Origin of the sequence: Serinibacter arcticus (assembly GCF_003121705.1) — a bacterium.
Taxonomy (GTDB): Bacteria; Actinomycetota; Actinomycetes; order Actinomycetales; family Beutenbergiaceae; genus Litorihabitans.
The window spans coordinates 3,435,079-3,456,273 of sequence record NZ_PYHR01000002.1; the positions used below are offsets into that span (position 1 = coordinate 3,435,079).

The 21,195-nt window shown below is 72.0% G+C and carries 18 protein-coding genes; 11 read left to right on the forward strand and 7 right to left on the reverse strand.

The features are described from left to right. Nucleotides 1-84 precede the first annotated feature (84 nt). Nucleotides 85-543: a pyridoxamine 5'-phosphate oxidase family protein gene (locus C8046_RS15280; protein ID WP_109230181.1), complete on the reverse strand. Its 459-nt coding sequence runs from the start codon at nt 541-543 to the stop codon at nt 85-87. 137 nt (nt 544-680) lie between these two features. Between C8046_RS15280 and C8046_RS15285 the strand changes: the two genes are divergently transcribed. Next, nucleotides 681-2,417 (forward strand): HNH endonuclease, encoded by a 1,737-nt coding sequence (locus tag C8046_RS15285; RefSeq protein ID WP_109230182.1) that lies wholly within the window; start codon nt 681-683, stop codon nt 2,415-2,417. Between the two features lie 125 nt (nt 2,418-2,542). Here the strand turns inward: C8046_RS15285 and C8046_RS15290 are convergent, their stop codons facing one another. Beyond that, nucleotides 2,543-3,661 carry a DNA glycosylase AlkZ-like family protein gene (locus tag C8046_RS15290; protein WP_109230183.1) on the reverse strand — a complete coding sequence of 373 codons (1,119 nt, stop codon included), beginning with the start codon at nt 3,659-3,661 and terminating at the stop codon, nt 2,543-2,545. 118 nt (nt 3,662-3,779) lie between these two features. Between C8046_RS15290 and C8046_RS15295 the strand changes: the two genes are divergently transcribed. Next, nucleotides 3,780-4,445, forward strand: a complete 666-nt coding sequence (locus C8046_RS15295; RefSeq protein WP_235866354.1) for a class I SAM-dependent DNA methyltransferase — start codon at nt 3,780-3,782, stop codon at nt 4,443-4,445. A gap of 55 nt (nt 4,446-4,500) precedes the next feature. Here the strand turns inward: C8046_RS15295 and C8046_RS15300 are convergent, their stop codons facing one another. Beyond that, complete coding sequence (locus C8046_RS15300) at nt 4,501-5,280, reverse strand: hypothetical protein (protein ID WP_109230184.1); 780 nt, start codon at nt 5,278-5,280, stop codon at nt 4,501-4,503. Between the two features lie 174 nt (nt 5,281-5,454). On the opposite strand from C8046_RS15300, the gene C8046_RS15305 reads away from it, so the two are divergent. Continuing rightward, a complete protein-coding gene (locus tag C8046_RS15305) occupies nt 5,455-6,156 on the forward strand; it encodes an AIM24 family protein (protein WP_109230978.1) in 702 nt (233 codons plus the stop codon). 82 nt (nt 6,157-6,238) lie between these two features. Here C8046_RS15305 and C8046_RS15310 read toward each other — a convergent pair whose 3' ends face one another. The 3 genes from C8046_RS15310 to C8046_RS15325 form a co-directional block, all read right to left on the reverse strand. Then, nucleotides 6,239-7,081 (reverse strand): M1 family aminopeptidase, encoded by an 843-nt coding sequence (locus C8046_RS15310; RefSeq protein WP_109230185.1) that lies wholly within the window; start codon nt 7,079-7,081, stop codon nt 6,239-6,241. Between the two features lie 118 nt (nt 7,082-7,199). Further along, on the reverse strand, nt 7,200-8,378 hold the full coding sequence (locus tag C8046_RS15320) for an S-layer homology domain-containing protein (RefSeq protein ID WP_109230187.1): 1,179 nt from the start codon (nt 8,376-8,378) through the stop codon (nt 7,200-7,202). Between the two features lie 185 nt (nt 8,379-8,563). Next, nucleotides 8,564-9,025 carry a VOC family protein gene (locus C8046_RS15325; protein ID WP_109230188.1) on the reverse strand — a complete coding sequence of 154 codons (462 nt, stop codon included), beginning with the start codon at nt 9,023-9,025 and terminating at the stop codon, nt 8,564-8,566. A gap of 145 nt (nt 9,026-9,170) precedes the next feature. Between C8046_RS15325 and C8046_RS15330 the strand changes: the two genes are divergently transcribed. The 3 genes from C8046_RS15330 (at nt 9,171) to C8046_RS15340 (ending at nt 12,764) form a co-directional block, all read left to right on the forward strand. Then, the gene (locus C8046_RS15330; protein WP_199224499.1) at nt 9,171-10,151 is read left to right on the forward strand and encodes a LacI family DNA-binding transcriptional regulator; all 981 of its coding nucleotides are present in this window, start codon (nt 9,171-9,173) and stop codon (nt 10,149-10,151) included. A gap of 86 nt (nt 10,152-10,237) precedes the next feature. After that, entirely contained in the window at nt 10,238-11,767 is a 1,530-nt protein-coding gene (locus tag C8046_RS15335) for an alpha-N-arabinofuranosidase (protein ID WP_109230189.1), read from the forward strand. A 10-nt stretch (nt 11,768-11,777) separates the two neighbouring features. Next, nucleotides 11,778-12,764: a glycoside hydrolase family 43 protein gene (locus C8046_RS15340; protein WP_109230190.1), complete on the forward strand. Its 987-nt coding sequence runs from the start codon at nt 11,778-11,780 to the stop codon at nt 12,762-12,764. A gap of 42 nt (nt 12,765-12,806) precedes the next feature. Here C8046_RS15340 and C8046_RS15345 read toward each other — a convergent pair whose 3' ends face one another. Next, the gene (locus C8046_RS15345; protein ID WP_235866355.1) at nt 12,807-14,096 is read right to left on the reverse strand and encodes a glycoside hydrolase family 27 protein; all 1,290 of its coding nucleotides are present in this window, start codon (nt 14,094-14,096) and stop codon (nt 12,807-12,809) included. Between the two features lie 246 nt (nt 14,097-14,342). Here C8046_RS15345 and C8046_RS15350 point away from each other — a divergent pair, with 246 nt between their 5' ends. From C8046_RS15350 to C8046_RS15370, 5 genes are all read left to right on the forward strand, one after another. Then, nucleotides 14,343-15,329 carry a LacI family DNA-binding transcriptional regulator gene (locus C8046_RS15350; RefSeq protein ID WP_109230192.1) on the forward strand — a complete coding sequence of 329 codons (987 nt, stop codon included), beginning with the start codon at nt 14,343-14,345 and terminating at the stop codon, nt 15,327-15,329. After that, nucleotides 15,326-16,333, forward strand: a complete 1,008-nt coding sequence (locus C8046_RS15355; RefSeq protein ID WP_109230193.1) for a LacI family DNA-binding transcriptional regulator — start codon at nt 15,326-15,328, stop codon at nt 16,331-16,333. The genes C8046_RS15350 and C8046_RS15355 overlap by 4 nt, the downstream gene beginning before the upstream one ends. A gap of 192 nt (nt 16,334-16,525) precedes the next feature. Next, nucleotides 16,526-18,442 (forward strand): glycoside hydrolase family 127 protein, encoded by a 1,917-nt coding sequence (locus C8046_RS15360; RefSeq protein WP_109230194.1) that lies wholly within the window; start codon nt 16,526-16,528, stop codon nt 18,440-18,442. Nucleotides 18,443-18,516: 74 nt separating this feature from the next. After that, nucleotides 18,517-20,157: an extracellular solute-binding protein gene (locus tag C8046_RS15365; RefSeq protein ID WP_109230195.1), complete on the forward strand. Its 1,641-nt coding sequence runs from the start codon at nt 18,517-18,519 to the stop codon at nt 20,155-20,157. Between the two features lie 141 nt (nt 20,158-20,298). Then, nucleotides 20,299-21,195, forward strand: coding sequence for an ABC transporter permease (locus C8046_RS15370; RefSeq protein ID WP_235866356.1), 897 nt, complete (start codon nt 20,299-20,301; stop codon nt 21,193-21,195).

The window sequence follows — 21,195 nt, forward strand, 5'->3', positions numbered from 1 at the left end:
GTCGGGTCGGGGGCGGGGGATCGGGATGGGTGGGTGGGGGAGCTGCGTGGTCGGAGCGGCTGCGTGGTCAGACGAGCTGTGTGGTCAGAGGGCGACAGTGACCCGCTCGTCGACGGGCGAGTCCGGGTCGAGGATCCAGACCTGATCCACATCGGCGCGATAGAGGCGGAGTCGGGCGGGTGCCCTGACGCGGGAGGCGTCCCAGGCCCCCGTGCCGTGGACCTCCGTGCGGGCCGAGAAGACCGCGAGGCCGTGCGCCAGGGAGGACGGGTCGGCGACCTGCTCGGCCCGGCCCGAGGCGTAGACGGCCTGGCCGGCGTTCGGGGCGGCCGTGGAGTCGAACACCACGAGCGCGATCTCGGGGCGGGCCACGAGGTTGCGGGAGTGGCGGGTGTCGGGCGCGGAGACCCAGTAGTAGGCGTGACAGCGGTCGTGGGCGAACCAGACCGGGGTGGCCCACGGCGTGCCGTCGGCGTCGGCGGTGGACAGGACGGCGTAGGTGACCGTGTCGAGGATCGACCGGGCGAGGGCTGGGTGGTCCATGGTCGAGGGTAGGGGCGAGGCCGGGGGTGGTGGCCCGGGCAGTTGTCCACAGAAGTTCCGCGCCTCGGTTCGATGTCAGTGGTCACCGCTAGTCTTCCAATACCAGTTCGAAGACGACTGGAGGGGAGGTGAGGGCGATGGTGGCGGAGCCGGTTCGTGACGAGAACCAGGACGACGACGGCGGTGCGTCGCGTCTCGGTCCTGACCTCGCCGCGAACGGCTTGTGCGGCGTCGGGGCCGAGGTCATTGATGGCCGAGCCCTGCCGTTCCGCACGGTGGTCGATCGTGCTCTCGAGGCCGCCAGGGAGCTGGCCGCCCGGGTCGAGCGGCTGCAGGGTCAGGGGCGTCCGAGTGCCGTGCTGGCGCTCGCGGCTCTGCCGCAGGTCGACGCGCTCGCGTCGATCGTCGGACTGGCGCAGGCCGGTCTTGCCGGCATCGCTCGAGCCGATGCGGCGCCCGAGGACCTCGGTGGCGAACGCGACTTCACCGCCTACCGCGCGCGTTCGAGCCGACGGGGCAGGGGAGCCGCGCTGTCCGAGGAGGGCCTGTCGCGCGCGCTGCGCGAGGTCGAGGGGCTGCAGTCCGCCGTCGCCGACGGCGGGGTCACGCTCGAGCACGCCGCGGTGGTGGCGGACGTCCTGTCTCGGGCCGACGAGCGCACGCGAGAGCGGATGACTGCGGAGGCCGAGCAGATCGTCGACGCGGCCCGGGAGCAGCAGGTTCCCGAGCTGCGGCGGACCTTGGTGGCACGAGGGGCGGCGCTCGCGGCCGATGCCGCGGACAACTCGCACCGTGCGGCGCGGGCCCGACGATTCCTCCGCGTGGTTCCTCGCGGGGGTGGCGTCGCGGTCGACGGCTTCCTCGACTCGATCGACGGTGCGACGTTGAAGGCGGCCATCGCTGCCGTCACACCGGTGCCGGCGATCGACGACGAGCGGTCCGGTGACCAGCGTGCTGCCGACGGGCTCGTCATGCTCGCGCAGCGGGCGCTCTCGTTCGGGGAGGACAAGGCCGGAGCCCAGGTGCGGCCACACCTCAACGTGCTCGTGCGGGAGGACACCTGGTACCTGCTGCTCCGGCGACGCCGCCTCCAGGCGGAGGGGTGCGCCACCGCGGGGCGGGCGACCTCGGACGCGTTCGGGCTGACGGGTCTGACGGAGGAGCCCCCGCTGGCGGAGCTGCTCGATGGCACCCTCGTCCCGTTCGCGGCGCTCGAGGTCCTCGCGTGCGACTCGTTCGTGCAGCGGATGGTGCTGGACTCCGAGGGCGAGCCGATCGACGTCGGTCGGCGGCGGCGCACGTACGCCGCTTCCGCTCGCAACGCGATCCTCGTGCGGGACCGCCACTGCCAGTGGCCCGGCTGCGCGCTCCGCGCGAGCTGGTGCGACGTCCACCACATCTTCTACTGGGCGAAGGGTGGCGGGACCGACAAGGAGAACGGCATCACGCTCTGCAGCAACCACCACCACGTGGTCCACAACCGCTCGGTGCGGATCACCCGCGTGGCGGGAGGGTTCGAGTTCACGGAGGGTAACGGACGACGGATCGGTGAGACCACCCGTCTGCGCGACGTCCTGCTGGTGCCGCGGGCACGCGGGGCCGTCGGTGGCGGGGGTGTCGGGGGTGTCGGCGGTGTCGGGAGGATGGGGCTGGACCCGGGAGGAGCCGGCGGGGCGCCGGTCGGAGGCGCAGGAGGCGCAGGAGGCGGATCGGGCGGCGGAGGAGGGGGCGGGTCCGGCGGGGGCGGCTCCGGCGGGGGTGGGTCCGGCGGGGGCGGGTCTGGTGGTGGGTCTGGGGGTGGCAGCTCTGGGATTGCGCCGGTACCCGACTCGGACGACGGCCTGCCCGAGGACTGCCCCACGCGGCTCTGGTGACCCGGCGATGCGCCGCTCTGCCCGGAGCTGTGTCCGGAGCACCGGGCCCGAGGACCGACCCGAGCTCTGGTTCGAGCAGTGCCCCATGCCGTGCCCCGAGCAGTGCGGCGAGAAGTGCCCCGACGTCAGGAGTCGTGATGAATCCGCAGTCCCAACCAGCGTGCGAGGTCGTCGATCTCGGCCGAGACGACGTCTCGCACCTCAGGGACGAACTGCTCGTCCTCGTGGAGGGCGTGGATGCGGAGCAGGCCGGCGGCCCGGTCCGCGGTCGCGTCGAGCTTGCCGATCAGACGATCGCCCCACAGCACCGGCAGCGCGTAGTAGCCCCAGCGGCGCTTCGCGGCGGGTCTGAACATCTCCAGCGCGTAGTCGAACTCGAACAGCTCGACCATCCGCTTGCGGTCGGCGAGAAGCCGGTCGAACGGCGACAGCAGCGCGGCGCGCGGTTCGAACGGCTCGTCCAGGAGGCCGGGCTCGATCCGCCAGGTGCCGCGGACGCCGTCGATGGTCGCCGGAACGCCGGCCTTGCCGACGCCGAGCGGGTCGCCGGGAGTCGCCGCCCCCGTCGCGCGGGCGATGCCGAGGGACTGCAGCCGGCGCTCGTCGCGCAGGCGCCACGCCTCGTCGAGCGACGGGTAGGGCTGGTCCGGGTACACACGAGAAGCGAGGTCCCACAGCTTCGTCCGTCCCTCCCACCCGGAGACGGCGACCTCCCCGCGCTGCACCAGGAAGCCGAGCATGACGGTGACGTTCTGGTGGTTGAGCCAGCCGGACGACCGCCACGGGCGGACGCACGTGTCGGGCAGGTCGGTCGCGGCCAGCGGACCGTCGGCCCGCAGCGCCTCCAGCAGGTCGAGGCGGAAGGTCTCGTTGTCCGCGACCCAGACCGCGTTCCCGCGCTGCCAGTCCTGGCTCGGGTCGGCTCCGGGCCAGGCATCCATCTCCGCGCGGAAGAGTGCGACGTCCTCGGCGACGCGCAGCTCTCCCCGCAGGTCGACCACGCGCTGCCGGGCGACGGCGTCGGTGAGGTCGTCGGGGTCGTACGCCGAGCCGAGGCGGCTCCAGAGCACCAGATCGGCGCTCGGCGCGATCGCCGCCGTCGGATTGAGCTGGACGAAGGTGAGGTGACGGACGATGTCGAGAACGTCGTCCGGCCGCGCCGCCGTGAGCAGCTGCGCACGGATCGCCAGGCGCCGGGCGTCCTGACGATCGAGCGCGAGCGGTACGGGCTCCGGCGACGTCACCCGGCAGAGTGTAGGGATCGGAGTGCAGGGACGCGGTCGTCGTGGGGAGCCTCGGGTGGCCGGATCGGTCGTGGGACGAGGCGAAGGTGGAGTGATGCAGCAGCGGGACGAGGGTGGAGTGGCACGTCGACGAGGCGAGGCAGCGGCAGCGGCAGCGGCGACCAGGGAGGCGTACGACACCGTTGCCCTGGACTACGCCCGGATGCTTCCCGACCTCGCGGCCGAGGCGGCCCTCGACGTCGCGATGATCGACGACTTCGCGACCCGGTGTCTGGCGTCCGGTCGCGGACGGGTGCTCGACGCCGGCTGCGGCACCGGTCGGGTCGGGACCCGGCTCGCCGGCCACGGCCTCGAGGTGGTGGGGGTCGACCTCTCACCGGGAATGCTCGAGGTCGCCCGGGACCTGCATCCTGGGCGTCGCTTCGAGGTCGGGTCTCTCGCCGACCTCCCCCTGGCCGACGGCGCCGTCGGAGGAGTTCTGGCCTGGTACTCGGTGATCCACACGGCTCCCGAGGACCTCGATGACGTGGCGCGTGAGCTCGCTCGCGTCCTGGTCCCGGGTGGCTGGTTGCTGGTCGCGTTCCAGGCTGGGAGCGGCGAGCGTGTGGACCGGCGAACGGCCTACGGGCACGACGTCGAGATGACGAGTTACCGGCACCATCCCGATCGGGTGGCCACGCTTCTCCGAGCCGCCGGTGTCGACGAGGTCGTCCGGATGGTGAGGCGCGCCGCTGCGCACGAGAGCGCGGACCAGGCGGTGCTCCTGGCGCAGCGGCGGGCGTGAGGGGATCGACGTCGGGCGCGGCAGATCGCGCGTCACGTGCGTGGACGTGTGCGGGTCAGGCCCAGGAGGGCGGCGGTGGAGCGGGAGGCGTCGTCGGCGAGGTGGGTGGGGGCTGCGGCGGCCCGCCGGGTCCGGGCGGGTGCGGGAGCGAGCCCGGTCGCTGGTGATCCGGAGGTTCGCCGGGTTCGGTCGAGGGGCCGGGGAGCGGGACGTGCCCGGGATCGTGGGTCGGCCCTGGATCGTGGGTCGGCCCGGACGGTGATCCGTGGTCGGGCGCCCCGCCCGGTAGCGGTGGCGGACCGGCCGGCCCCTGCGGCGCGGGCGGCTCGGGTGGTGGTCCGGACGGCCGAGGGGGCGGGGCGACGGTCGGGCCGTCGTGGTCGTCGTCGCGGTCAGGGCCATGACCGGGAGCGTGGCCGGGCCCGTTCGGTGGGGTGGACGGCGGGGCGGGAGGCGGCGGCACGGTGCCGTACCCCGGAGGCGGCGGCACGGTGCCGTGCCCCGGAGGCGGCGGGGCGTAGCCGGCCCCGCCGGGCGATCCGGGAGGTGGCACGCCCAGGGTCCGCAGACGCAGGTCGAGCGAGGCGCCGGAGGCCTCGAGGTGGGTCAGCGCACTGACGACCCGCTCGCGCTCACCCGGCGGCACCGGGCGTCCCTGCGACTCGAGGTAGGCGAGAGCGCCGAGGTCGTGCAGGTAGGAGCCGGCGTCGGTTGCGCCGAAGCCCCCGGAACCCCCGGAGCCGCCCGGACCCCCGAGCCCGGCACCTGCCAGGGCGGAGTCCGCCTTCGCCATCATGTCGCCCGCGGCGGCCTTGGCCTTGTCGAGAAAGCCCATCGTGATCTCCTTCGATCCACGCACGAGCGGACCGAACCCGGCCCAGGATCCAGGCTAGTTCGCCGTCGCTGCCAGGACTAGCCTGGGCCCGATCGTGCGTCGGCCCGATCGTGCGCCGTTCCCGATCGTGACTTGCGCGGGCGGTGCGCCACCGCCTGAGGAGGAGTGGTCGTCATGACCGTGCACGGATCGTTGTTCCAGCAGTTCGCGGAGAACACGTCGCAGGACCAGTTCTCGCTGCAGGGCAAGAAGATGCTCAAGGTGCAGATGAACTACGGCCCGGTGTGGGCGCTCGAGGGCGCGATGGTCGCCTACCAGGGCGACGTCCGGTTCGAGAAGAAGGGCACGGGGGTCAGCCGGATGCTCAAGTCCGCCGTCACCGGCGAGGGCGTGAGTCTCATGAGCTGCAGCGGCCAGGGTGAGCTCTTCCTCGCCAACCAGGCCGACGACGTGCAGATCGTCTACATCGAGAACGACGTGCTCTCCGTGAACGGCGCGAGCATCCTCGGGTTCAGCGGCTCCATCGAGTGGGACATCCACCGCATCCAGGCGTCGGGTGCCGCCATGATGGGCGGCCTCTACAACGTGTCGCTGCGCGGCACCGGCTTCGTCGCCGTCACGACCAAGGGTGAGCCGGTCGCGCTCGACGTCGCCGCCGCCCCCACGTTCGGTGACCCGCAGGCCGTCGTCCTGTGGACCTCCGGAGTTCAGATGCAGGTGAAGGTCGACTCGGGCGGCATGGGCTCGCTGCTGCGCGGCGGCAGCGGCGAGACGTTCCAGATGGCGTTCGGGGGTCAGGGCTACGTGCTGGTCCAGCCGAGCGAGGGCGTCGTCGTCGGAGCCGCGGCCCCGAAGAGCGGCGGCCTGTTCGGCTGACCGGCCGGCCACCCACCCACGAACCCCGGCCCTCGTCCGCAGCTGCGGACGAGGGCCGGGGTTCGTCGTGGGTGACCGACCGTCAGGGGAGGTGCAGGTACTCCGCCGCCGGCACCCCGGTGGAGCGGAACCACGCCGTCATGAAGCCGGAGACGTCCCGACCCGCGACGTCGTCGACCAGGTCCTCGAAGTCGGAGAACGACACGTTCTGGTCGGCCTTCTCGGTCGCCCAGCGCTCCAGCAGCGTGAAGAACGCCTCGTCCCCGAGCTCGAGCCGAAGCGCGTGGACCGCCAGCGAACCGCGACCGTACACGTCGTTGAACTCGTTGCCGGCGCCCATGTCGACGAGCGGCCGCGACCAGTACGCCGCCTGGGCCGGGGCGAGCCGCGGCGTCAGGGTGCCGGTGTACTTCGTGGCCAGGTTCGTGCCCGAGGAGTGCTCGGCCCACAGCCAGGAGGCGGCGTACTCGGCGAGGCACTCGTTCAGGCACATGTCGGCCCAGCTCGCCACGGTGACGTTGTTGCCGATCCACTGGTGCGCGATCTCGTGGGCGATCGTGCCCAGGCTCGCGTTGCGCGAGTAGGACGAGCGCGTCTGCGTCTCGAGCGCGTAGCCGAGGCTGTCGTTGGTGAACTGGCCACCGTTCGTGGTGAACGGGTACGGGCCGAAGAAGTCCTCGAAGAAGTCCTGGATCTCACCGGTGCGCGCGGCTCGATCCTTGACGGCCTGCGAGACGCCGGGGGAGAAGGTGTTGTAGATCGTCACGCCGCCGTCGGTCACCGTGGTGGTCGAGGTGAACGTGTCGATGAACAGCGTCGTGAGATAGGTCGCCATCGGCTCGGGCGCGGCCCAGCCGAACGTGCGCCAGCCCTCGGGGCCGGCGGCAGGTCGGTGACCGGCTCGCCGTTGGAGGAGACCTGCCACTGCTGGTCCTCGGGGAGGCCCTCGGAGTACGGGACGGTCGCGGTGACCGAGAACAGGGCTCGGTCCAGCGGGTGGGCGTTGGAGGGGAACCAGGCGGACGACGACGCCGGCTCGCCCATCACGAGGCTGCCGTTGCCGGTGAGGTGGTGCCAGCCCGAGTCGCCGTAGATGTCGGGCACGTAGCCGGGGGTGCCGGAGTAGGTGATCTGCGCCGTGAAGGTCTCACCGGGCTCGAGGCCCCGAGCGGCACCAGGTCGATCTCGCGGTCGGCGTGGGTGAAGCCGGCGCTGCGGCCGTCGATCTTGGCCTTGGACACGACGAGCGTGGGGTCGCCGGCCGAGCTCTCGGTCTCGAAGTCGAGCGTGAGCTGACCGATGCGCTCGGTCGCGGTGACCTGGGCGACGACGGTCGCGGTCGCGACGAGCTCGCGGGTGGGCGGGTTCCAGACCAGGTCGACGTGGTAGCTCTCGACGTCGAAACCGCCGTTGCCGGCCTCCGGGTAGTAGGGGTCGCCGATGCTCGGGTCGGCGATCGCACCGTCGATCTCGACGGGGACGATCGCGGCGTCGTCGAGCCGGAACAGGAACGCGGCCATCGCCTCGCGGCTGAGGTTCTCGAGGGGGCGGAACGTGCCGTCCTCGTAGCCAGTCGTGATGCCGAGCTCGACCGCCCAGGTGATCTCCTCGCAGAACTGCATCCCCGGCGGCACGTCCGAGAAGGCGGTCCCGCACTCCGTCGCCGAGGGATCGGCTCCGGCGAGGCGGCTGACGAACGCCATCGCGGCGTCGCGCGTCAGCGGCTGGTACTGGCGGTAGGTGCCGTCCGGCCATCCGGTGGAGAGACCGGTGTCGGACATCCAGGTGATGACGCCGCAGAACGGGTCGGTCACGGACACGTCGATGAAGGGGGCCGTCGTGCAGGTCGGGTCGGGGGCACCCGGGTTCTGCATCCGGAAGAGGAACGCGGCCATGGCCTCACGGCTGATCGGCTCGAGCGGACGGAACGTGCCGTCGGGCCAGCCGGTGGAGATGCCCTGCTGGGCGAGCCAGCCGATCTCGTCCGCGAAGAGCGCGTCGGCCGGGACGTCCGAGAACACCGGGATCGCGGCCGTGGCCACGACGGGGTCGGGGGCGACCAGGGCGTCGAGGGCCGCGACGTCGACAGGAGCGACGTCGAGGGCCGCGGCGTCGGGGCCGGAGGAGACGTCCGGGGCGCCGGACGCGCCGAGCGGGGTGAGCAGCGTGAGGGCGAGGGCCGCCGTCAGGCCGGAGCCGAGAAGTCGAGATCGTGAGCGCACCTGGTGCCTCCTGGGTAGGGATCCGCCGTCGACGGAACCGCGCGTTGCCCCCGCGAGGCTCAGAAGACCACAGCGCGGACCGCGGTGCGCTTCGGTGGGGTTACCTCGTCGTTAACTTCGGCAACTTCGGCGCGAGGGCCGGAGCCGCGGAACGTCGGCGGATGCCGAGCGTCGGCGGGCCGGCGTCAGTCGAGGCAGAACTCGTTGCCCTCGGGGTCGGCCATCACGATGTGACCGGCCCCGACGTACGGCTCGGGCTCGTGCCGCTCGACGCGGGTGGCACCCAGCGCGACGAGCCGCTCGCACTCGGCCTCGAGAGCCGCCAGGCGCTCCTCGCCCTCGAGCCCGGGCGCCGCGCGGAGGTCGAGGTGGAGCCGGTTCTTGGCGACCTTGCCCTCCGGGACGCGCTGGAAGAACAGTCGCGGGCCCAGGCCGTCGGGATCCTCGGCGGCCGACCGGCTGGTGCGCTCGCTCTCGGGCACCCCGAGGTCCGCCAGGAAGGAGTCCCAGGCCTCGAGCGGGTCGGCCCCGTCCGGCAGCTCGACCCCGGGCGGTCCGGGGATGACGTAGCTCAGCGCCGCGGCCCAGAACCGGGACTGCGCCGCGGGATCGTGGGCGTCGAACGTGACCTGGAACTGACGGCTCATCACGGGCTCCTCCTCGGTGGGGCGGATACGAGCACGAGGCTAGACCTCCGCGCCGAGGCGCCCACGCAGCGCGAAGGCCGTGGACGACACCCGGTTGCTGCTGTAGCGTTAAAGTCCCGATCGACTGCAGGCGAAGGAGCGTGCCGTGGTGACTCTTGCCGACGTGGCCAGACTGGTCGGCGTCTCCGCGATGACCGTCTCCAACGTCGTCCACGACCGTCCCGGCGTCAGTGACGACGTGCGTCGCCGGGTCCAGGAGGCGATCGTCGCCACGGGCTACCGCCCCAACCCCTCGGCCCAGGCGCTCAAGTCGGGACGGACCGGGGTGATCGGCCTCGCCGTCCCCTCGCTCGGCGCCGCCTACTTCGGTCAGCTCGCCGTCCGGGTCGGGGCGGTCGCGGCCGCCCGCGGCTACCGCCTCGCCGTCGAGCAGACGGGCGCACGGGTGGCGGGTGAGGTCGAGGCGATCGCGACGTCCCGGCGCACGGCCCTGGACGGGCTGATCCTGTCGGTGGTCGACGCCGACCCGTCGGACCTCCGGGGCTACGCCGCCGACACGCCCCTCGTGCTGCTCGGCGAGCGTGCGCCGGACCGCGAGATCGACCACGTCAGCATGCCGAACGACGTCGGGGCCGAGGCCGCGACCCGGCACCTGTGGACGCAGGGCTCGCGGCGGATCGCGTTCATGGGGCCCGAGGCCTCCGACCGCCCCGACGGGCTGGCGCGCCGCCTCGCCGGGTACGAGTCCGCCGTGGCCGACCTGGGCCAGTCACCGGTCAGGATCGCCGCGCCGACGCTGTCGATGGAGGCCGGGCGGGCCGCGGCGCGCGCTCTGCCGGCCGGGGTCGACGGCGTCGTCGCAGCGACCGACACGCTGGCCCTCGGGGTGCTGCGGGGACTCGCCGATGCCGGCCGCACGGTGCCGGGACAGGTGCGGGTCGTCGGCTTCGACGACCTCGACGAGTCGCCGTACGCGGTGCCGTCCCTCTCGTCCGTGCGGCCGGACCACGACTGGATGGCCGAGCTCGCCGTCGCGACCCTCGTGGAGCGGATCGAGGGGCGTGCCGGCCCCGCCGTCGCCCACGTCGCCCCGTTCGTGCTGGTCGAGCGCGAGTCCAGCGGCTGAGGTCGCTCACGCCAGCCACTCCCGCCAGCCACCGACCCCCACCCACCCACCCACCCACCCGCCCCACCCACACCCGAAGGACGGCCATGACCGACGACGCTCTGACAGCCATCATCAATCTCGACCTGCCCGGCGCCACGATCTCGCGCCACGTCTACGGCCACTTCGCCGAGCACCTGGGACGCTGCATCTACGGAGGGTTCTGGGTCGGGGAGGACTCCGAGATCCCGAACGAGGGGGGCATCCGGCTCGACGTCGTCGAGGCGCTGAAGGCTCTGAGCATCCCCAACCTGCGCTGGCCCGGCGGGTGCTTCGCCGACGACTACCACTGGCGCGACGGCATCGGCCCGCGCGAGGACCGCCCGCGGATGGTGAACTCCCACTGGGGCGACGTCGTGGAGGACAACTCCTTCGGCACCCACGAGTTCATGCAGCTGTGCGAGATGCTCGGAGCCGACCCCTACGTGAACGGGAACGTCGGGTCGGGCACCGTGCAAGAGATGAGCGAGTGGGTGGAGTACCTCACCCGCGGGGACGAGTCGCCGATGGCCACGCTCCGCCGCGCCAACGGCCGCGACGAGCCCTGGCGGGTCCCGTTCTTCGGGATCGGGAACGAGGCCTGGGGCTGCGGCGGAAACATGACCGCCGACTCCTACGCGGCCCTCGCCCGGCAGTACGGCACGTACGTGCGCAACCACGGCGACAACGTCGTCTACAAGATCGCCGCCGGAGCGAACGTCGACGACTACCGCTGGACCGAGACCTTGATGAAAGAGCTCAACTGCCTGGGCTGCACGCGCCAGCCCGCCGGCTTCTTCCAAGGGCTCTCGCTGCACTACTACACGCACTCCGGGGCGTGGGAGACGAAGGGCTCCGCCACGGACTTCGACACCGACGACTACTACGCCACGATGCGGAACGCGCGGCGCATCGAGGAGCTCGTGGCCGGTCACGCGGCCGTCATGGACTGCTACGACCCGCAGCGCCGGGTCGGCCTCGTCGTCGACGAGTGGGGCACCTGGTTCGACGTCGAGCCCGGCACCAACCCGGGCTTCCTGTACCAGCAGAACACCCTGCGCGACGCCCTCGTGGCGAGCGTCCACTTCGACGTCTTCCACGCGTTCGCCGACCGCATCTCGATGGCGAACATCGCCCAGACCGTCAACGTCCTGCAGGCGATGGTCCTCACGGACCCCGACACGGGCGCCCTCGTCCTGACCCCCAGCTACCACGTGTTCGCGATGAACGTCGGGCACCACGACGCCTCGACGCTGGCCGTCAGCCTCAAGGGCGAGCTGCCCACCAGGGAGGTGGCGGGGGGCGAGCTCTCGCTGGTGTCGGCCTCAGCGTCCACCACGGACACCTCGGCCCTGGTCTCGCTGTCGAACCTCGACGCCGGGCACGCGCGGACCATCGTGCTCGACCTGCGCGGGCGCGACGTCACGGAGTTCTCGGCCCGGGTGCTCACCGCCCCCACGCTGCAGACGCACAACACCCCGCAGGCGCCCGACGCCGTCGCCCCCGCCGCGCACGACGGCGTGCGTGCGCACGCGCGCGGGCTCGAGGTCGACCTGCCCGCGCACTCGTACGTGACCGTCTCGCTGGCGCTGGCCTGAGGGCGGCGGGATGACGACGACGGCGGAGGTGGCGGCGGAGCGTGAGCGTCACGGGTACCTCCTGGTCCACTTCGTGGAGGACCAGGTCGGTCACGCCGAGAAGATCCATCTCTCGCTCTCGGTCGGCGACGACCCGCTGCGCTGGACGCGGCTGAACGGCGGCCGTCCGGTCCTCGAGTCCACGGCGGGGACCGGTGGGGTGCGCGATCCGCACGTCGTGCGCGGCCCTGACGGGTTCCACATCGTGGCGACGGACCTGCGCGTCTGGCGCCCGGAGGGACCCGACTGGTGGGCCTACCGCCACCGGGGCAGCCGGGACCTGGTGGTGTGGGACTCGCCCGACCTCCTGACGTGGTCGGAGCCCCGCCTCGTGACGGTGGCTCCGCCGTCGGCCGGGATGGCGTGGGCGCCCGAGGCGATCTACGACCCGGTCGCCGGCGAGTACCTCGTCCACTTCTCGGCCGGGCTGGCGGCGAGCGGGGACCCCGACGATCCGGACCCCGAGCAGCGGGGGACCGGCCCCAGCCGCATCATGATCACGCGCACCCGCGACTTCGTGACGTTCACGCCGGCCGAGACCTACCTCGAGCTGCCGGGCGGCGTGATCGACATGACGCTGCACGTGACGCCCGTCGGGGTGCACCGCTTCGCGAAGCAGGACGACGCCGCGCCCGACACCTGGCAGGTGTTCCACCAGCGCGGGGACGCCCTGTTCGCCGAGGACGTCACCACTCTCGCCCGCAACATCGGCGACGACGTGGCCCCGCAGGTGGAGGGGCCGCTCGTGTTCCAGGAGAACGGGGCCCAGCGCTGGTACCTCTGGGTGGACCAGTACTCACGACTGCCGCAGGGGTACCACGCCTACGTGACGACCGACCTCGACTCCGGCCGCTGGGACCCGGTCGAGCTGCAGCTGCCCGAGGCCACCAAGCACGGCGCCGTGATCGGTCTGTTCCGCGACGAGCACGAGGCGCTCGTCCGCCACTGGCCGGGCTGAGGCCACTCAGCCGACCCCGCCGGGCGAGGCCACCCGACCGGGTCAGGCCGGCGAGTAGCGGAGCAGGGCGACGCCGTGGGGCTCGATCGTCACCGGGATCGCGGTGCTGCCGGGAGCCACGCCCCGGGCGGTGTCGCTCTGCTCGGTCACGACCGAGGTCGCCACGGCCTCGCCGCTCCAGAGGTCCTCGATCTCCCCGTCCAGCGCGGACGGGAGGTCGAGGTCCCCGGCGTCGAGCGCCACCCCGAGCGGCGCCGACCCCAGGTTGAACGCGGCGGCGTACCGGACGCCGTCGACCCCGGCCGCGGTCCACAGCACGAGATCTCCCTCGCGGAACACCTCCCGGTTGCCGCTCGAGCCGGTGAGGATCGCGAGCACGTCGGGTCGCTGCAGCAGCGCGATCGTGTCGGGGTCGCTCGTGGGCAGGTCGCCGCCGACCATGAGGGGCGAGCGCGCGATGATCCAGAGCGAGAGCAGCGTCCGGCGCTCGGCCGGCGTGAGGCGGTCGTCACGGGGCTCGCCGCGCTCGGCACGGATACCGATCCGGCCGAGCGGCAGCATGTCGCCGTCCGGCCAGCCGCGCTCGCCGGCGTGCGGCGCCCACCGCGCGAACCGCGCGAAGTTCGCCTCGACGTCGTCCCAGGAGTCCCACAGGTCGTCGCAGATGCGCCACATCGTGGCGTGCTCGCGAAGGTGCTCGAGCCGCGATAGCGAGAGGTCACGGCCGGGGGAGAGGGAGAGCTCGATCGCGCGCCCGCTCCGGGAGATCGCGGAGTCGAGCGCCTCGATGTCGGCGGCCTGGTAGGGCCAGAGCATGTCGTCGGCCTTGAGGAAGTCGACGCCCCACGAGGCGTAGAGCGCGACGATCGAGTCGTAGTACGCCTGGGCGGCCGGGTGGGTGTGGTCGAGCCCGTCCATGTCAGGGTTCCACTCGCACCGGTTCGTCGGATCGGCGATCTCGCGCACGGTGTGCGTGGTCCCCAGCACCGGACAGTCGCGCTCGGTGGCGAGGCGGGGGACGCCCCGCATGATGTGGATCCCCAGCCGCAGCCCGAGCGCGTGGATCTTCTCGGCGATCGGGCCGAACCCGGCGCCGTCGGCGGAGCTCGGGAACCGCCCGACGTCGGGCACGAGCCGGCCGTGGGCGTCCAGCGCGAGGGGGGCGTCGGCGTTGTAGCCGTGCGAGCGCGCGGTGGGGTCGGACCAGTCGATGTCGATCACCACCGTGTTCCAGCCGTACGGCAGGAGGTGCTCCGCCATGAAGGCGGCGTTCGCGAGCACCTCGGTCTCGGTGACCGTGGTACCGAAGCAGTCCCAGCTGTTCCAACCCATCGGGGGAGCGGGTGTCGGCGACGTCGCCATGGGAGGACCTTCTTCGCGGTGAGGGTGGCGGGGCCGCGGTCCGCGTCGTCGCGGCGGGCCGTGCGGTGGTGCGTCGCTTTAACGTTAACACCACGCGTACCGTCCTCGTCCAGCCCTGATCCAGCCCCCATCCCGGCCCCGCCCCCGGGCCGGCCCGCGCCACCGGCGCACCGCGTCCGGTCGCCGATCGGACCGGTTCGTCCCTACCCTGTCCCCATGCCAGCCACGATGCGCGACGTCGCCGCGCTCGCCGGCGTCTCGCTCAAGACGGTCTCGCGCGTGGTCAACCTCGAGCCGCACACGCGTCCGGAGGTCGTGGCGCGCGTGAGATCGGCCATCGCCGAGCTCGAGTGGGTCCCGAACGGGAGCGCGCGCTCCCTGCGCACGGGGCGGACGGGGGTCATCGCGGTGGCGGTGCCCGAGCTGCGCCGGCCGTACGTCTCCGGACTGGCCGAGGCCGTTGTCTCCGAGGTGTACCGGCGGGGGCTGCAGGCCGCCGTCGAGCCGGTCCAGGGCCTGCCGGAACGCACCCGGGCGATCCTGGCGAGCCTCGGACGCGCCGTCGACGGCGTCGTCCTCATCGGGCAGCAGGACGCTACGCAGCTCGACGGGCTGCGGGCCCAGGACCCGGTCGTCACCCTCCACGCGGGCGAGGCGACCGGCGTCGACTCGGTCGACCCCGACCTCGTGGAGTCAGCCACGCTCCTCGCCCGGCACCTGGTGGTGATGGGGCGCCAGCGCCCGGTGATGCTCGGCTTCGACCGGTTTCCCGACGGCGAGCGGGTGGTGGCGAGGGCGCTGCGGCTGGCCGGGCTCACGCCGTCGACGGCCGGGGTCGCCGGACTGCGGTACCGCGCCCAGGCCGCGCTGGCCACCCCTCGGCTGCTCGAGGCGTTCCCCGACGCCGACGCCGTGCTCTGCGGGAGCGACGAGCTCGCCCTCGGCGTGCTCGCGGTGCTCGCGCAGCGGGGGATCGCGGTGCCGGACGACATCGCCGTCGCCGGCTTCGACAACCTCGACGACAGCACGTTCTCGACACCGTCCCTCACCACGATCGACCCCGGCACGCACAGGCTCGCCCGTTCCACGCTGGACCTCCTCGCGGACCGGTTGTCCGGCCTGGGGGATCCGACGCCGAGACGCGTCATCTCGCCGGTCGACCTGGTCCGTCGCGAGTCGACCCTCGGAGCGTCGCTCTCGTGACCGCCGGACAGCAGCCCACCCTCCAGGACGTCGCGCTGGTCGCCGAGGTCTCGGCCAAGACCGTCTCGAACGTGCTCCTGGGGCGCCCCGGCGCCTCGCCGACGACCCGCGCACGCGTGCTCGAGGCGGTCGAGAGCGTGGGCTACCGGGTCAACCGCGCCGGCCGCGGCCTCGCCTCCGGGCGCACCGGCCGCGTCGCGATCGTCATCCCGATGCTCTACCAGCCCTACTTCGCCGAGGTGGCCGAGCGGCTGATCCTGGCGCTGGCCGAGCACGGGATCGACACCACCCTGCGGATCGCGCCTGACCCCGAGGCCGAGCGCGACGCGGCCCTGGGTCTCACCACCCCGGACGTGGACGGCGTCATCGTCTGCCCCCACGGCCACCTCGCGGAGATGCTCCGGGGGGTCACCCTCACCCGGCCGGTCGTCCAGCTCGGCGGGCTCCCCACCGACGCGATCGACTGCGTCGTGATGGGCGAGGAGGAGGGGGCGCACGCCGTCGCGACCCACCTCCTCGAGCAGGGCCGGCGGCGCATCGCACTGGTGTGGAACGCGACCTCGCACGACGGGCCCGACGGCGAGCGCTTCGAGGGCTACCTGCGCGCGCTGGCCGAGCACGGGCTCACCCACGACCCCCTGCTCTTCACCACGGGGTCGGACTGGGACCGCCGGATGTCGGGCTACGAGGCCATGGTGGCGCTGCTCCGCTCGGGCGCGAGGTTCGATGCCGCCCTGTGCGTCAACGACGCCGTGGCGGTGGGGGCGATGCGCGCGCTGCGCTCCCACGGGCGCGAGGTTCCGGGCGACGTCGCCGTGACCGGCTTCGACGACACCGCCGAGGGAGAGTTCACGACGCCGTCGCTGACGTCGGTCAATCCGCGCAAGGCGGAGATGGTCGCGCACGCCGTCCGGATGCTCGTGGACCGGCTGGACGGCTTCGACGGTCCGTCGCGGTCCGTCCGCACGGGCGCCGATCTGGTCGTCCGCGCCTCGAGCGGTTGAGGCCCCGCGCCCCACGACGCGACCCCGCACCGGTCGGGCGCCCGTCCCGTTCGGCCCGAGAACTTTTTCTTGTCCTGCCGTTGACAACGCTGAATCAACGGGCAAGACTCCCTGCAGACCTCGGACGGGACCGACGCAGATGTCGGTCAGGGATCCGGGGGAACGCCCACCTCTGGTCGAGGGAGACCATCCGTGCCCACCGCCGCTGCCCGTTCCGGCCCCGTGTCGTCCGTCGCCCCGGCCGCGCCCGTCGCCGCCGTCGCCGACCACCGCGGGCTCGATCTCGCCGCCGTCCGTCTGACGCACGGCCCGCTGGCCGAGTGGCAGGAGCTCAACGCCGCCGCGACGATCCCGCACTGCATCGCGCAGCTCGAGACCTCGGGCGTGCTCGACAACTTCCGCCGCGTCGTCGGCGAGTCCGGCGCGGAGTTCCGCGGTTTCTGGTTCGCCGACTCCGACCTGTACAAGGTGATCGAGGCCGTCGGGTGGGAGATCGCCCGCACCGGTACCGAGGAGTTCGACGCGTGGCTCGACGACGTCGTCGGCCTCGTGGCCCGCACGGCCGAGCCGAGCGGCTACGTGCACACCTACATCCAGGGCGTCGCTCCCGAGAAGAAGTTCGTGCAGCTCGAGCTGACGCACGAGATGTACGTGCTCGGCCACATGATCCAGGCTGCCGTGGCGCTCAGCCGGGCGAACGGGCGCGACGACCTGCTGCGGCTCGCCCGGTCCTTCGCCGACCTGGTCGACCGTCGCTTCGGCCCCGGTCGCGAGGACGGGATCTGCGGCCACCCCGAGATCGAGACGGCCCTGGTCGAGCTCTACCGGCACACGGGCGAGGAGCGCTACCTGCGGCTGGCCGAGCGCATGGTGGACCTGCGCGGCCGCGGCCTGCTCCCGGTCGGTGGGCTCGGGGCCAGGTACTTCCAGGACCACGCCCCGGTGCGGGAGGCGACCTCCGCCGTCGGTCACGCCGTCCGCCAGCTCTACCTCAACGCCGGTGTCACCGACGTCTACCTCGAGACCGGTGACGCGACGCTGATGTCGGCGATGGACGCCCAGTGGGCGAGCGTGCACGAGCGCAAGATGTACATCTCGGGCGCCTTCGGCTCGCGCCACCGGGACGAGGCCTTCGGCGACGACTACGAGCTGCCCAGCGAGCGCGCCTACGCGGAGACGTGCGCCACCATCGCCGACCTGCACTGGACGTGGCGGATGCTGCTGGCCGGCGGGGCGGCCGGCGCCGCGACCTTCGCCGAGACGATCGAGCGCGAGATCCACAACGCCCTCGCCGCGTCGATCGACGCCAGCGGGACCCGCTTCTTCTACTCCAACCCGCTGCAGCAGCGCCCCGACCGCTACAGCGAGGAGAACGCCCCGCGCACGCGCACGCCCTGGTACGTCTGCGCGTGCTGCCCGCCGAACATCGCCCGCACCGTCGCCCAGCTGAGCTGCTACGTCGCCAGCTCGACGGCGGACACGCTGTGGGTGCACCTCCTCGCCGGCGCGGAGATCGACCTCCCGGAGCACCTGGGTGACGGCGTGCTGCGGATCGAGACCTCCTACCCGGCGGACGGCGCGGTGCGCCTGTCGGTGCACGGCCAGGTGGTCGACGGCGCACGGCTGGCCGTGCGGATCCCGTCCTGGTCGTCGGCGAGCGAGGTGCGCGACGACGACGGCGCCGCGGCCGCAGCGACCGACGGCTACGCCGTGCTCCCGCTCACCGCCGGGGCCACCTACGACCTCGACCTCGACCTGGCGCCACGCTTCACCCGGGCGCACCACCGCGTCGACGCCGTGCGCGGGACGCTGGCGATCGAGCGCGGACCGCTCGTCTACTGCATCGAGCAGGCCGATCTCGACGGCGTCGAGGTCGACGACCTCGTCCTCGTGCCGGGGGCGGGCGTCGCGGAGGGCGAGGGCACCGCGCTCACCGTGACGTGCGCCGTCGTGCCCGGCGGCGACGCGCTCTACCCGGCGGCCGGAGCGCCGCCGACGGCTGCCGCGGACCATCCGGCGACGGTCACCGCCACCGCCATCCCCTTCGCCACCTGGGGCAATCGCGCCCCGGGTCCGATGCGGGTCTGGATCCCCGTCCAGACCTTCTGACCCGCCGCGCGAGGGACCCCCGTCCCTCGCCGAACCCTGGCGAGCCCCCTGGCTCACCGTCTCGAGGAGGAGACATGTCACGGAATGCGCGAGCACCTCAGGTCGTGCGAGGACGGGCCGCAGCCGCGGCGTCCGTCGTCGCGGCGCTGAGCCTGGTCCTGGCCGCGTGCAGCGGCGGTGGCGACGACGGCTCGGACGGGGAAGATCCTGCGGACGGCTCTCCCGCCGAGCTCACGATCATGGTGATCAAGCACCCCCTGACCAAGCCGATGGCCGAGATGGGCTGGGTCTCCCAGCTCGAGGAGCGGGCGAACGTCTCGATCACCTGGGAGGAGGTCGCGGCCGACTGGGACCAGAAGAAGAACCCGATGCTCGCCGCCGGTGACGTGCCCGACCTGATCATCGGCAACAACGCGATCACCGACGCCGACCTGTCCACGTTCGGCTCGCTGTTCGAGGACCTCAGCGACGACCTCGACGCGCTGCCGAACGTGCAGGCCCTGTTCGAGGAGGTGGACGGCGCCGAGTCGTTGGCCACCCAGACGAGCGGCGAGGTGTTCTCGATCCCGAGCTACAAGCGCTTCTGGCCGACGGCGATCACGCACCAGTACATCAACCAGCAGTGGCTGGACACGCTCGGTCTGGAGCAGCCGACGACGTGGGACGAGCTCTTCGACGTCCTGGTCGCGTTCAAGGAGGGGGACCCGAACGGGAACGGCCAGGCGGACGAGATCCCGATGGACTTCGCGCCTGTCGGCACGACCGGCTTCGGCTACTTCAACCCGTCCGCGCTCCTGGGGAGCACGGGTCTGCCGATCTCCGGCGGGGGCGGCGAGGGCTACTTCCTCGAGGACGGGGAGGTGAAGAACTTCTTCACCGACGAGCGCTACCGCGACACGGTCGAGTTCCTGCACCGCTGCTGGGAGGCCGGACTCATCAGCAACGAGGCCTTCACCCAGGACTACTCCACCTACCAGTCGGTCGCCCGCGGGACGGGCGACGAGGCCAGGGTCGGGTTCTCCTGGGGCTGGTCGGGCTCCGACCGCTTCGGCCCCGGGGTGTACGAGCAGTACGAGGCCGTGGCGCCCCTGCTCGCGGAGGAGGGTCAGTCCGCCCCCGTGCGCTGGTCCTACGACTTCGAGAACCTGACGCGGAACGCGATCACCATGGCGGCGGACACCCGGAGCAAGGACGCGGCGCTGCGGGTCATCAACGAGTTCTACAGCCCCGACATGTCGATCCAGGTGCTGTTCGGAGACATCGGGCCGAACGTCGAGCAGGTCTCGGACACCGAGTTCACGGTCCTGCCGCCGGCGGACGAGAACCTGGACCCGTCGACCTGGAAGTGGACGTCGTCGATCGCCGACAACGGGCCGATCTACCTGCGCGAGGACATGGAGGTCGAGCTCCCGACCGACCTCGCCGAGGCCGTCGAGGACGCGCTGCCGCTGGAGGTGGCGTTCGAGGACTTCGACGTCGACACCAACGTGTACCCGAGCCTGTTCATCCACATGAGCCAGGCGGACATCAGCTCGACGGCCCTGAACAACACCGGGATCCTCGGGGTCGCGATGCCCAAGTTCGCCGAGTTCGTCACCACCGGCGGCGCGACCGACCAGTGGGACACCTACGTCTCGCAGATCGAGGGCCTCGGCGTCCAGCAGAACATCGACATCATGCAGACCTACTACGACGAGTACATGGCATCCAAGTAGCCACGCCCTGCCGGGACCGGCCGCGGCAACGTGGCTGCGGCCGGTCCCGGGCCCCTCACGAAACGAGATGTCATGGCAGCTGTGCTCGAGAGACCACCCGCGGAGGTGGCGGTTCGCCGCCGACCCTCGCGCGGTGCACGCGTGAAGAGGCATTTCGCCCGGCAGTGGCAGCTGTGGGCGATGCTCGCACCGGCGATCGTCGTCACCGCGATCTTCGCCTACGGCCCGATGTACGGGATCCAGCTCGCCTTCCGCGAGTTCGACTTCGCCGCCGGTCTGACCGGCGGGGAATGGGTCGGGCTGAAGTACTTCCAGCAGTTCTTCGACTCGCCGCAGTTCTGGACGTTGATGCGGAACACGGTCACGATCAGTCTGACGACCCTGGTCTTCGGGTTCATCGCCCCCATCGCGCTCGCCCTCCTCATCAACCAGGTGATCGGGGTACGGCGCAAGCGGTTCACCCAGACGGCGACCTACCTGCCGCACTTCATCTCGATCGTGGTGATCGTGGGCATGCTGCAGGTGTTCCTCTCACCCAGCACCGGGCTGATCACACGTTTCCTGGAGAACTTCGGCATCACCGGGGTGAACTTCCTGGGTGACACCTCGACCTTCGTCCCCGTCTACGTCATCTCCGAGGTGTGGCAGCACTGCGGGTGGAACAGCATCATCTACCTCGCGGCGCTCGCGAACGTCGACACCCAGCTCTACGAGGCCGCGCGGATCGACGGGGCGAGCCGTTTCCAGATCATCCGGCACGTCGACATCCCGGCCCTCATCCCCACGATGGTGATCCTGTTCGTCCTGAACATGGGTGGGGTCCTCAACACGGGCTTCGAGAAGATCTTCCTGATGCAGAACACGCTGAACCTGCCCGTGTCGGAAGTGATCTCGACCTACGTCTACAAGATCGGCATCGTCGGCAGCCAGTTCAGCTACTCCACGGCGATCGGGCTGTTCAACACGATCATCAACTTCGCGTTCCTCGTGGGCGCCAACCAGCTGGCGAAGCGTGTCGCCAACACGAGTCTCTGGTGA

Bases quoted from the DNA above. Each gene is read 5' to 3' on its own strand.
- C8046_RS15280 (WP_109230181.1), bottom strand. From the start codon at position 543: ATGGACCACCCAGCCCTCGCCCGGTCGATCCTCGACACGGTCACCTAC.
- C8046_RS15285 (WP_109230182.1), top strand. From the start codon at position 681: ATGGTGGCGGAGCCGGTTCGTGACGAGAACCAGGACGACGACGGCGGT.
- C8046_RS15300 (WP_109230184.1), bottom strand. From the start codon at position 5,280: ATGGGCTTTCTCGACAAGGCCAAGGCCGCCGCGGGCGACATGATGGCG.
- C8046_RS15305 (WP_109230978.1), top strand. From the start codon at position 5,455: ATGACCGTGCACGGATCGTTGTTCCAGCAGTTCGCGGAGAACACGTCG.
- C8046_RS15325 (WP_109230188.1), bottom strand. From the start codon at position 9,025: ATGAGCCGTCAGTTCCAGGTCACGTTCGACGCCCACGATCCCGCGGCG.
- C8046_RS15335 (WP_109230189.1), top strand. From the start codon at position 10,238: ATGACCGACGACGCTCTGACAGCCATCATCAATCTCGACCTGCCCGGC.
- C8046_RS15340 (WP_109230190.1), top strand. From the start codon at position 11,778: ATGACGACGACGGCGGAGGTGGCGGCGGAGCGTGAGCGTCACGGGTAC.
- C8046_RS15345 (WP_235866355.1), bottom strand. From the start codon at position 14,096: ATGGGTTGGAACAGCTGGGACTGCTTCGGTACCACGGTCACCGAGACC.
- C8046_RS15350 (WP_109230192.1), top strand. From the start codon at position 14,343: ATGCCAGCCACGATGCGCGACGTCGCCGCGCTCGCCGGCGTCTCGCTC.
- C8046_RS15365 (WP_109230195.1), top strand. From the start codon at position 18,517: ATGTCACGGAATGCGCGAGCACCTCAGGTCGTGCGAGGACGGGCCGCA.